Raw genomic sequence first — 12,190 nt, forward strand, 5'->3', positions numbered from 1 at the left:
TGCTGGTTTGGGGCATCATTTCAGGGCCTCCAGCTTCGATGCATCGAAATCGGGGCTAATTTCATACACCGGACCATCTGCAGTATCTGTCAGGGATACACCCGCATTCGCCAAGTCTTCCCTGATCCGATCGGCAAGTTCCCATTGCTTTGCTCGCTTGGCGGCGATCCTCTCATCTATCAATCGCTGTATCTTCTTGGCATAAAGTCCTTCGTTCAAAACAACATTCAGCTTTGCATCCAGCACCACATCGTCAATCGTACGGGGGCGTTGCGTCTCCCAAAAAGATTCAAGGTCAATCCCAAGTAATTCAGTCAGAGTGTGAAAGAGCTTGGCCAAAGCAAGATTCCCAGCATTCGTCACCGACTGGGCTTCTTTGTAGAGTTCGTTCATCCTTTGAAGAACGGCATGCGTGTTCAGGTCGTCTTTCAAGTAATCTTCCGCAACAGAATCAACTACTGGCTCAGGAAAATTGGAAGCACGCGTCACCGCCGGGCGATCATTCACAAGCATCGCCCATTTGCGCAGCGTCTTCTCCGCCTCCTCCCGCTTCTTCTCTGTCCAATCCATCGGCTTGCGGTAGTGCGTCGAGAGCATCACAAATCGGATCACTTCGCCCGGGACCCCTTGATCCAGCAAGTCGCGGACAGTGAAGAAATTGCCCAGGGATTTGGACATCTTCTTACCCTCGACCTGCAACATCTCGTTGTGCATCCAGACCTTCGCAAATCCGTGCCCCGCGCAGGTCGATTGCGCGATTTCATTCTCATGGTGCGGAAATTGCAGGTCGATCCCTCCGCCGTGGATGTCAAAGGTCTCGCCCAGCAGGTCATGCGCCATGGCGGAGCATTCGATGTGCCAGCCGGGGCGACCCCGTCCCCAGGGGCTACTCCATCCGGGCAGATCATCGGTTGAGGGCTTCCACAGCACGAAATCCATTGGGTTGCGCTTGTAGGGAGCGACTTCGACCCGGGCGCCTGCGATCATGTCGTCAACAGACCGCCCCGACAGCTTGCCATAGCCTTCTTTCCAGCTGTCCACGGCGAACAAGACATGGCCTTCGGCGGCATAGGCATGGCCCTTATCGATCAGATCGGAGATCATGGCGATCATCTGATCGATGTATTCCGTGGCGCGCGGCTCCGCCTTCGGTGAAACCTCTCCATTGATCGACGGCCGCAGCGCGCCCAGCGCATCCATATCCGCGTGATACCAGACGATGGTTTCATCCGAGCGCGCGCGGATCAGCTCTTCGAGCGTGCCGGGTTCCCCCGCCGCCTTGCGCTTTTGCGCGGTTTCATTGATGCGGTCGTCCACATCGGTGAAGTTGCGCACATAGGTCACGTGATCCGCGCCGTAGACATGCCGCAGCACCCGGTAGAGCACGTCGAACACCAGCACAGGCCGCGCATTGCCCAGATGCGCGCGGTCATAGACGGTGGGTCCGCAGACATACATCCGCACGTCATTCGCATCGATGGGTGCGAAGTCTTCCTTGCTGCGGGTCTTGGTGTTGTAGAGCTTGAGTGTCGTCATGACAGGCGTCCTTGCGCGGGTGTGGCGCGGGCATAGCAATCTCGATCAGGGATGAAAACGACCTAAAACCGCCCGCTGGGGGTGATCAGCAAATAATACAGCAAATGAGCGTGGTTTGGGTCATGCGGCATCCCTACCGCGCGCGCGCATCCGCGGTCAAGGGTGATTGACGAATCGTGCGCCCTCTGCGCCCCTGCGCGGACGCGAGACAGGGAGGCGACAATGCAGTTATCGACGCGGATTACCGGGCTGACCGGGGGAGGATCTGACGGCTGGGATGTGTTTCTCAAGGCGCGCGATATGATCGCCCAAGGGATTGATGTGACCGAACTGACAATCGGTGAACATGATATCCGCACTGCCGCCCCCATTTTGCAGGAAATGCATGCCACAGCGATGGGGGGGCATACAGGCTATGCCGCGGTGCCGGGCACCAGCAGCCTGCGTGATACCGTCGCTGCGCGTGTTGCCGAACGTACCGGCGTGCCCACGACCCGCAAGAACGTGCTGATCACGCCCGGCGGGCAAGCAGCCCTTTTTGCCGCCCATATGGCCGCTTGTGACCCCGGTGACACGGCGCTTTATATCGATCCCTATTATGCGACCTATCCCGGCACACTCAGAGGCGTAGGTGCAATCCCGCAGGCCATTGAGACCCGTGCGCGGGACGCGTTTCAACCCAGAGCAGAGGCGATCAGGGCGCATTCGAAATCGGCAAGGTCGCTGCTGATCAACACGCCGAACAATCCTACCGGCGTGGTCTATTCCGATGCGACGCTGCAGGAGATCGCCGGGATTTGCCAGGCCGATGACCTCTGGCTCATCTCGGACGAAGTCTACGACACGCAAGTTTGGGAGGGGCGGCACCTGTCGCCGCGCGCCCTGCCCGGCATGGCCGAACGCACCCTTGTTGTCGGATCAATGTCAAAATCCCATGCCATGACGGGCTCGCGCTGTGGCTGGATTGTGGGCCCGGAAGCCGCGATTGAGCGGCTGATCACCCTGGCCACCCATACCACCTATGGCGTGCCCGGGTTCATACAGGACGCCAGCCAGTTTGCCTTGACACAAGGCGAGGCGTTCGAGGCTGAAATCGCCGCCCCCTTCCAGCGTAGGCGCGCCATCGCCACGCAGGTGCTGGCGCAGCAGAACACGGTCAGCCTGGTGCCCGCGCAGGGGGCGATGTACCTGATGCTCGACATCCGCGCGACCGGGATGACGGGCGAGGATTTTGCCTATGACCTGCTGGATGCGCACCACATTGCGGTCATGCCGGGCGAAAGCTTTGGCACCTCGGCGGCGGGACATATCCGGGTGGCCATGACGATTGAAGATGGCGCTTTTGAAAGCGCGCTGCAGACGCTGTGCACCCACGCAAAGACACTGGCAGCAGCATAAAAAAGACCCGGCAGGCATATGCCGCCGGGTCTCGGTACGATCATCCGCAATCAGAACTGCCAGGAGGCGCGGATTGTGAATGTATCAGCTTCGGCATCGAAACCGGAATTGCCGCCGATGTCGCTGAAGTCATGCATCAGGTATTCACCCGAAACGATGAATTGTTCTGTCGCTTTATACGACACACCGACACCATAGAAATCACCGGTGTCGCTGCCGACGGATGTGTCCACCTCGGCCAGACCTGCGGTTGCATAAAGCAATGTGCGGCCGAAATCATAGCCGCCGCGCAGCTTTGCGCGCCAGACTGAATCGATGGAGGCCCCTACAGGCGACAGATCCACGCTGGCGTCGTCATAGTCCAACTCACCACCAACAACCCAGGAGCCGAAGTCGTAGTTGTACCCGGCATGCAGACCGTAAGTGGTGTCATCACCGCTGTTGCCCGCAAGCCCGGATTCGCCGTCCGCATCCAGATTACCGATCTGCGCACCCGCGTAGAAACCGGTCCAGTTACCACCCGTATAAACGGGCGCAGGGGGTGGTGCGGCTGGCGCTGGCGCAATGGTGGGTTCGTCTAAAGCGCCGGCAAAGGCGGGTCCTGTCAGAACAAGGGTCAAGGCCGTTGCGGCTGCTGCACTCAAGATATTCTTCATTTTCATATCCTTGATTTAGGTTTGGGACGCTCTTACGCGCGCCCTTGAACTACTAACTGGGCAGCAGCCCAAATGGTTCAATGCACAGCGTGTCAATCATATGTGAACGGGCCAAAACGAGCCGGTATTGGCGCAAAATCCCGCCGCCACTTGGCAATTCTCCGCTACGTGGCCCCGGATGAGCGCACAATCCAATTGCGACATGAGGTCGCAAACAGGCTTGACCGGTCAAATCGCTTCGCTCCAGATTGGCATAGAAGAAGGAGCCGGGATGCAAGGTCATCTGAGCAAGATCAACCTGATCATACGAACGATCGGTGCGGAACGCGGGCGCGCGGCCCGGGGGCGACCTGTTTAGCAACAGCCGCTTTTGACCGACACTTCTCTTAGGACCACATCATGACACAACGCACCCAATCCCGCAGCGGAGGCCGCTCGGCCCGCCGTGCTGCGCGCGCGGCCCCTCTGGCCACCCATCTGCGCCCCATTCGCCCTGGCATGGAGGGGGGCCGATACGCGCCCCTGACCCCCGCCGAAATGGACCGCATTCATGCCACCGCGCTGGATGCGCTGGAACAGATCGGGCTGGCCGATGCGCCGCCCTCGGGCATCGAACATCTGACCCGGGTTGGCGCGACCCTGGGCGAGGATGGGCGCATCCGGTTTCCCCGCGCGCTCATTGAGGACACCATCGCCCGGGCCAACCGCGCCGTGACCCTGATGGGCCGCGACCCGGCCCATGATCTGCAACTGTCGGGAAACCGCGTGCATTACGGCACCGCGGGGGCTGCCGTGCATCTGGTGGAGATCGATGGCAGCTCCTACCGCGAATGCGGCGTTCAGGACCTGCATGATGCGGCCCGGATTGCCGATACGCTGGAAAACATCCACTTCCTGCAGCGCCCCATGGTCTGCCGTGACATCACCGATAATCTGGAGATGGACCTCAATTCCATCTATGCCTGCTGTGCCGGGACGACCAAGCACATCGGCGTCTCCTTTACCGAGCCGGATTTCGTCAAACATGGCGTCGAGATGCTGCATATGATCGCGGGGGGCGAGGACAAATGGCGCGAGCGGCCTTTTGTCAGCAATACCAATTGCTTCGTTGTGCCCCCGATGAAATTCGCCACTGAATCCTGCGAGGTCATGGAGGAATGCATAAAGGCGGGCATGCCGGTGTTGCTGCTCTCTGCGGGGATGGCCGGGGCCACCGCCCCTTCCACGATTGCAGGCGCGATTGTGCAGGCGGTCTCGGAATGTCTGGCCGGTCTGGTCTATGTGAACGCCGTCAAACCCGGACATCCGGCGGTGTTTGGCACCTGGCCGTTCGGGCTGGACCTGCGCACGGGTGCGATGACCGGCGGGTCCGGCGAACAGGCCCTGCTCACCGCAGGCTGCGCGCAGATGCACAAATATTACGACCTGCCCGGTGGGGCGGCGGCCGGGATCGCCGATTCCAAACTGCCCGACATGCAGGCCGGGTGGGAGCAGATGTGCTCAAACGTGATGGCCGGGCTGTCCGGGCTGAACATGGTCTATGAGGCGGCGGGCATGCATGCCTCGCTGCTGGGGTTTTGTCATGAATCGCTGATTTTGGGCAATGATCTGATCGGTCAGGCCCTGCGCTGCGTGCGGGGGATCGAGATCAACGACGAGACCCTGGCGCTGGAGCAGATCCGCGAAGTCTGCATCGGCGGGCCTGGCCACTATCTGGGCACCGAAGAAACGCTGGGCCGGATGCAGCAGGATCACGTCTACCCGGAGTTTGGCGACCGTACCTCACCGAAAGAATGGGATGAATTGGGCAAACCCGATTTGATTGAAAAAGCCACGGCGCGAAAGAACGCTATTCTGGCCGAGCACTCCGCGGCGCGGTTTGATCCCCGGTTGGATGCCGACATACGGGCGCGTTTCAACATTCACCTGCCCGCGTAGCATCTAACGCTAAAAGGTGTCCGGATCCTGGGGGAGGACCCGGACACCTTGGACCTCAAGCCTCGAGTGTCAGCTCTGTATCAAAGGGCGAGAGGTCTGCTGGCTGTTTAGGCCGGCATCAGGCCAGCTTCTTGCGCGGACTGTACTTCTGCTTCGTCGAGCGCGCCGTCAGCATTCAGGTCCATCGTGGTGAAGGACTCTGCGGTGATGTCAGGATAAACTGCCTGAACCTCATCGATTGTCAGAACGCCATCACCATTCGCATCTGCCGCCAGCTGTGCGAAAGCCGCGGAGGCCGACATCAGTGCGATCAGTGCGATTGTGGGTTTGGTGATCAGTTTCATTTGGGTACTCCCATTAAAGTTTGAACAAAAGTGTCCAAGGCGCTGCTCTGCGCCTCACTTTGTCAGATGCATGAAAAGCCGGTTCCGTCCGTGCCATCTGATGGTGGGTCCCAATCGCGCCATTCCCCGCCGATCTGCCCGGCGCACAGCGGCGGTGCATCGCCTAAAAAGGGGCAATTGACATAATCGGCAAAAAGCCCCCGTCTGGTGTGCAACTTTTAAGGTGCCATGTTGGTTTTGTTCCACCCGAAAAGGAGCTCGACATGTACCAGTTGCACCATCTTCCCGACGAACTAGACGCATTGTTGCCCCGGCTATCGGCGCGTGCACGGCGTTTGAGCGACAGCCAGAGCGATGCCGACGACCTGGCGCAGGAGGCCGCGCTGAAGCTCTGGACCACGCTGCACAAGGGGACCGACGTCGACGATCTGGAGCGCTACGCGATGACCATCCTGCGCAATCTCGCACGGCAAAGGTGGCGCTCTGACAAGCCAACCGACCCGCTTGAGGATGAAAGCGCCTCGGTCCCGCCTACGGCGCCTGCGCGCATGGCCTGCGCCGATCTCGCTGTCGCGGTCGATAAGCTGCCCGAGTCCCAGGCGCTGCTGATCCAGATGATCGCTGCGGGCGAGACCAGCCCTTCCGCTTTGGCCGAACGCACCGGCCTGCCCGTAGGCACGGTAATGTCGCGGCTGGCGCGGGCCCGTGCGACGTTGCGACAGGAAATGGGGATCGAACGCAAAGCGCCGGTGTCCGAGCTTTTCTGACCGGCCAAACACGCGCCCGGACCCGGCTCTCAGTGGACTGATTTCCTCGGGTGGGTTTCAGGCCGCGGGCCCGCTGCGCGAGAACGCGGCACCCCCCCCTTTTGCAACGTGTTGGTGTCCTGAAAAAAGGGGGAGATGCAAAAGCACCTCCCCAAGGTTCGCCGTTCAGGCTCAATATGTTAACCGCTCGGTATTTTTCTGCCTGCGGCCTGAACGTCGTCGAGGGCGAGCGCACCCGCCCCGGATATCAGAGAGGCCAAGGTCCCACCCTGCCCGTCCCCAATCTCGTTGGAAATCCTGTGGATTTCCGACGCGTGAGACAGAGCGGAAAACATCTTCGTTTTCTGCGGAGTCTCACCCGCCAATCTCGGTAGCGACCGGTCTGCCGCCCGCTCCCCTTGTTCGTCGGGGTGCGGCCTGCGTTGGCAGAACCGCGACCCCTACACGTCCCCCAGGGACGCGTTTGCCTTAGCTACACCCGGACGTACCGCCACAAGTATTGCACTTCATGCAAGTCCCGTTGCGCACCAGCGTGTAGTTGCCGCATTCGCCGCAAGCTTCGCCCTCATAGCCCTGCATCTTGGCTTTGGTGCGGGCATCGAGGCTGACCGATCCACTGGTGACCGCCGTGGTGGCCATGGCCACCGCAACGCTGCCGTCGGAGACCGGGGCCAGACCGTCAAAGGCAACCGCCTCTTCGGCAAAGCCTTGTTGACCGCCCTGCAGCACCACCAGTTCCTGTGGCAAGCGGTTGCGCAGGTACCCCGTGGAGCTGATTTGTTTCAGCACTTCCAGGGACTTGGTGGCCGCCGTGTCGCTGAGCTCGGAGATGTTGCTCACGCCCTCTTCCTCGCCGCGTCCGATGGTGTCGAATGTCGCGCCCTCGGGGGCCACATGCGCCAGATCGGTGCGATCAAGGTAGGAGACCGCCAATTCCCGGAACACGTAGTCGAGGATCGAGGTGGCGTTCTTGATCGTCTCGTTGCCCTGCACCATGCCCGCAGGCTCGAATTTGGTGAAGGTGAAGGCGTCCACGAACTCTTCCAGCGGCACCCCGTATTGCAGGCCCACGGAGACCGCGATGGCGAAGTTGTTCATCATCGCCCGGAAGCCTGCGCCTTCCTTGTGCATGTCGATGAAGATCTCGCCGATCTTGCCATCTTCATACTCGCCCGTACGGAGGTAGACCTTGTGCCCCCCCACGATGGCTTTCTGCGTGTAGCCCTTGCGGCGCTGAGGCATCTTTTCACGGTGAGATTTCACAATCTCCTTCACGATGATTTTCTCGACGATCTTTTCCGCCAGCACCGTGGCTTTTTCCTGCTGGCTGCCGCTTTCCAGCGTCTCTTGCGCGTCCTCGTCGTCTTCGACCAGCGCTGCCGCCAGCGGTTGCGAGAGTTTCGAGCCATCGCGGTAGAGCGCGTTGGCCTTCACCCCCAGCGACCAGCTGAGCTCATAGGCTTTCTGGCAGTCCTCGATGGTGGCGTCATTCGGCATGTTGATCGTCTTGGAGATCGCACCTGAGATGAAGCTCTGCGCCGCTGCCATCATGGTGATGTGGCTGTTCACGGAGAGGAAGCGTTTGCCCTTCTTGCCGCAAGGATTGGCGCAGTCGAAGATCGGCAGATGTTCGTCTTTCAGGAACGGCGCGCCTTCGAGCGTCATAGTGCCACACACGTGGTCGTTGGCCGCATCGATGTCCGCCTTGGAGAAGCCCAGGTGCCGCAACAGGTCGAACGTTGGGTCGTTCAGCTTTTCGGCAGGGATGCCAAGCACTTGCGTGCAGAACTCCTCGCCCAGCGTCCACTGGTTGAAGACAAACCGGATGTCAAAGGCCGAGGCCAGTGCCGCATCCACCTTGGCCAGCTCATTGGTACCAAAGCCGTGGCCCGCAAGCGAGGTGTGGTTGATGCCCGGCGCATTGCCGATGGTACCGTGACCGACCGCGTAGGAGATGATCTCTTCGATCTGCGCCGAGCCATAGCCGAGCTTTTCAAGGGCGGCGGGCACCGACTGGTTGATGATCTTGAAGTACCCGCCCCCGGCGAGTTTCTTGAACTTGACCAGCGCGAAGTCTGGCTCGATCCCGGTGGTGTCGCAGTCCATCACAAGGCCAATGGTGCCGGTGGGGGCGATGACGGAAACCTGCGCGTTGCGGTAGCCGTGCTTTTCACCCAAGGCCAGCGCCTCGTCCCAGGCGGAGACGGCCACTTCGATTAGCTTCTGATCCGGGCAGCCCGCGTGATCCAGAGCAACCGGCTTGACGGCCAGGTCTTCGTAGCCGTCGGTTTTACCCAAAGCGGCGGTGCGGTGGTTGCGAATGACCCGCAGCATATGTGCGCCGTTCTTTTCATAGCCCGGGAAGGGCCCCAGTTCACCCGCCATTTCAGCGGAGGTGGCGTAGGACACACCGGTCATGATCGCGGTCAGCGCACCGCAGAGGGCACGGCCCTCGTCGCTGTCATAGCTGTACCCCATGTTCATCAGCAGACCGCCGATGTTGGCATAGCCCAGACCCAGCGTGCGGAAATCATAGGAGCGCTGCGCGATTTCCTTGGAGGGGAACTGCGCCATCATCACCGAAATTTCCAGCGTCACGGTCCAGAGGCGGGCCGCATGCATGTAGTCTTCGACCTGGAAGGTGCCGTCCTTAAGGAAGGTCAGCAGGTTCATCGACGCCAGGTTGCAGGCGGTGTCATCGAGGAACATGTATTCCGAGCAGGGGTTGGAGCCGCGGATGGCGCCATCTTCGGGACAGGTGTGCCAGTCGTTCACGGTGTCGTGGTACTGGATGCCGGGATCCGCACAGGCCCAGGCGGCATGGCCGATCTGTTCCCAGAGATCGCGCGCCTTCACGGTCTTGGTGATTTTGCCGTCGACGCGGTTGATCAGCTCCCAATCGGCGTCTTTTTCAACGGCCGTCAGGAAGGCGTTGGTCACGCGGATCGAGTTGTTGGAGTTCTGGCCGGAGACAGAGTTATAGGCCTCGGAATCCCAGTCGGTATCGTATGTCGGGAATTCGATCGAGGTGTGACCCTGTTTGGCATAGTCCAGCACGCGCTTAACGTAAGTCTCTGGGATCGAAACCTTTTTCGCCTCTCGGATCGCCTGTTTCAGCGCGTCGTTCTTGGCCGGGTCATAGGCGTCGGCTTCGGCACCGTCCCATGTCTTGATCGCTTCGAAGAGACCGTTGAGCTTCTGCTCGTGCATCTTGGAGCCGGCGACGATGCTCGCCACTTTCTGCTCTTCGATGACCTTCCAGTTGATGAAATCCTCGATGTCGGGGTGGTCCGCGTCGACGATCACCATCTTGGCGGCCCGGCGCGTGGTGCCGCCCGATTTGATGGCCCCCGCCGCGCGGTCACCAATTTTCAGGAAGCCCATCAGCCCGGACGACTTGCCGCCACCCGACAGGCTCTCCCCCGCAGCCCGAAGGCTGGAGAAGTTGGTGCCGGTGCCGGAGCCGTATTTGAACAGACGCGCTTCCCGAACCCACAGATCCATGATGCCGCCGTCGTTTACGAGGTCGTCTGAGACAGACTGGATGAAGCAGGCATGCGGTTGTGGGTGCTCGTAGGAAGATTTGGATTTGGTCAGTTTGCCGGTTTTGTAATCGACATAATGGTGGCCCTGCGCCGGACCATCGATGCCGTAAGCCCAGTGCAGGCCGGTGTTGAACCATTGCGGGGAGTTGGGCGCGGCACGCTGGGAGGCCAGCATGTGGCGCATCTCGTCGAAATACGCCTTGGCGTCGCTCTCGGTGCTAAAGTAGCCGCCCTTCCAGCCCCAATAAGCCCAGGCACCGGCGAGGCGATCAAACACCTGCTTGGAGGAAATCTCGCCGCCCATCTCCGCGCCTTCAGCCGGGACCGACCGCCACAGAAATTCAGGAACGCCTTTTTCTTTCACCTTGCGGGTTTTTGACGGCACGCCCGCTTTGCGGAAGTATTTCTGCGCGATCACGTCACTGGCCACCTGGCTCCAGGAGCTGGGCACTTCGACATCATCCAGGCGGAACACAACGGTCCCATCGGGATTGCGGATCTCGGACGCGGTGGTCACGAAATCCAGTTCAGCATAGGCGTCTTGGTCGACTTTGGTGAATTTACGTTCAATCTTCATTTTAGCTGCCTCATCTCCAGCGTCTTCATCAAAGAGCCGACCCTGTCATTGCAGGACGTCTCGCTTATGCCTTCGGTCAAAAGCGCACAAAACTTCTGTGATCGGCGCCGCGATAACGGTACCGTCGTTTTGCCTCAGAGCGATGATATTGATCGTCTGTTTGCCCCTTGTCCCGCCGATGCACCCCTGTGTGTTAACCACTACATGTTGTGGCGTCATCGTCGGCTTGCACAACCTGACGTATCACCCCCTACTCGGTCAACGATATTTTTATACTTTTTTTGAAGTTTACCGGCTTGACGGTCTGGGTTTTTTGAGCAGCGCTCACGGCGCCGTGATTCAACACGTTAACAGCTGGTTAATATCCACAACCCAGCCGTTTGTCGGCCCTCGCGACAGGACCGTCAATAATCTATTGAATTGGCAGATTTAGCCCAGAAATTTGAAGCATCGGATAAGTTAACAAAATGGCCGTCCGCTTCAAATCCACAACCGGAACGATAACTGCGGAAAAATACCAAAGGCGCGCAAGCTAATCACGGAGTGTTACAATTTTGTGTCGCTCGCGGCGCAATCCACAAAAGCGACCTCCCCAGATATGGTGAGGGCGCGCATGTTCGGACGCAGCTGCCACTATATCTAGTGGCCCTCTATTTTGCCACGCACAGGCATTTTTCGAGGACTCGGAGGGTGTGATTCCGAGTTTCGTGGTCTGGTCCGATCACGCTAGGCTTAAACGGCACCCGATAGCTGCAGGAGAAAACCGCGATGTCCGCCCCCGATCACGACCTTGTAACCGCGCTCCGCGGATGGGATGGGCGCTCAGCGGATGACATCACCGCCCTCTACACGCAATTTCATCAGAACCCCGGCTTTGTCGAAGGGCTTGTCCTGTCTTGCCGCGCGCCTGAGACGGAACGCGCCGCGACATGGCTGATCAAACATCATCTGGAGCAAGGCGCGGCGCAGTTCTCCAAAGAAACACGGCAACAGTATTATCAAGCGACCCGGCACCTCACCCATTGGGAGGCCAGGTTGCATGTCCTGCAGTGCATGGACCATATCGCCATTCCCCCGGACACCGTCGAGGCCGTATGGTCGTTTGCCCAGGCCGCGGCCAAATCCGACAGAAAGCTCGTGCAGGCCTGGGGGCTTTACGGGCTGGCACGGCTCGCACATCAATTTCCCGACTATCAGCCCGCCGCACGTGAGGTTTTGGCAAAAGCAGCAGAACAGAGCTCCAAGGGCGCGGTGGCCGTGCGTCTTCGCAAGGCGCGCGCCTTGTTGGCATAGGCCCAACAGCAGGCGGATTGGATCATGCTGAGAAAGTGGTCGGAGCGAGAGGATTCGAACCTCCGACCCCCTGTACCCAAAACAGGTGCGCTACCAGGCTGCGCCACGCTCCGACGAAGCACTCTTTAGACGGGGG

The 12,190-nt window shown here is 59.9% G+C and carries 8 protein-coding genes and 1 tRNA gene; 4 read left to right on the forward strand and 5 right to left on the reverse strand.

The features are described from left to right. Positions 1-15: 15 nt before the first annotated feature. Positions 16-1,536 carry a cysteine--tRNA ligase gene (gene cysS / locus Q1A20_RS01625; protein WP_299404299.1) on the reverse strand — a complete coding sequence of 507 codons (1,521 nt, stop codon included), beginning with the start codon at positions 1,534-1,536 and terminating at the stop codon, positions 16-18. Between the two features lie 222 nt (positions 1,537-1,758). On the opposite strand from cysS, the gene Q1A20_RS01630 reads away from it, so the two are divergent. Beyond that, complete coding sequence (locus Q1A20_RS01630; protein ID WP_299404297.1) at positions 1,759-2,934, forward strand: pyridoxal phosphate-dependent aminotransferase; 1,176 nt, start codon at positions 1,759-1,761, stop codon at positions 2,932-2,934. A 50-nt stretch (positions 2,935-2,984) separates the two neighbouring features. Here Q1A20_RS01630 and Q1A20_RS01635 read toward each other — a convergent pair whose 3' ends face one another. Then, on the reverse strand, positions 2,985-3,590 hold the full coding sequence (locus Q1A20_RS01635; RefSeq protein ID WP_299404294.1) for an outer membrane beta-barrel protein: 606 nt from the start codon (positions 3,588-3,590) through the stop codon (positions 2,985-2,987). 399 nt (positions 3,591-3,989) lie between these two features. On the opposite strand from Q1A20_RS01635, the gene Q1A20_RS01640 reads away from it, so the two are divergent. Then, complete coding sequence (locus tag Q1A20_RS01640) at positions 3,990-5,528, forward strand: trimethylamine methyltransferase family protein (RefSeq protein WP_299404291.1); 1,539 nt, start codon at positions 3,990-3,992, stop codon at positions 5,526-5,528. 107 nt (positions 5,529-5,635) lie between these two features. Here Q1A20_RS01640 and Q1A20_RS01645 read toward each other — a convergent pair whose 3' ends face one another. Next, positions 5,636-5,830 (reverse strand): hypothetical protein, encoded by a 195-nt coding sequence (locus Q1A20_RS01645; protein WP_298970479.1) that lies wholly within the window; start codon positions 5,828-5,830, stop codon positions 5,636-5,638. A gap of 305 nt (positions 5,831-6,135) precedes the next feature. On the opposite strand from Q1A20_RS01645, the gene Q1A20_RS01650 reads away from it, so the two are divergent. Further along, positions 6,136-6,639, forward strand: coding sequence for a sigma-70 family RNA polymerase sigma factor (locus Q1A20_RS01650; protein ID WP_298969813.1), 504 nt, complete (start codon positions 6,136-6,138; stop codon positions 6,637-6,639). Between the two features lie 468 nt (positions 6,640-7,107). Here Q1A20_RS01650 and Q1A20_RS01655 read toward each other — a convergent pair whose 3' ends face one another. Next, positions 7,108-10,761: a vitamin B12-dependent ribonucleotide reductase gene (locus Q1A20_RS01655; RefSeq protein WP_299915638.1), complete on the reverse strand. Its 3,654-nt coding sequence runs from the start codon at positions 10,759-10,761 to the stop codon at positions 7,108-7,110. A 768-nt stretch (positions 10,762-11,529) separates the two neighbouring features. Here Q1A20_RS01655 and Q1A20_RS01660 point away from each other — a divergent pair. Beyond that, complete coding sequence (locus Q1A20_RS01660; protein WP_299915640.1) at positions 11,530-12,054, forward strand: hypothetical protein; 525 nt, start codon at positions 11,530-11,532, stop codon at positions 12,052-12,054. A gap of 36 nt (positions 12,055-12,090) precedes the next feature. Here the strand turns inward: Q1A20_RS01660 and Q1A20_RS01665 are convergent. After that, positions 12,091-12,167 (reverse strand) — tRNA-Pro (locus Q1A20_RS01665). Positions 12,168-12,190 lie beyond the last annotated feature (23 nt).

Origin of the sequence: uncultured Roseobacter sp. (assembly GCF_947501835.1) — a bacterium.
Classification (GTDB): domain Bacteria; phylum Pseudomonadota; class Alphaproteobacteria; order Rhodobacterales; family Rhodobacteraceae; genus Roseobacter.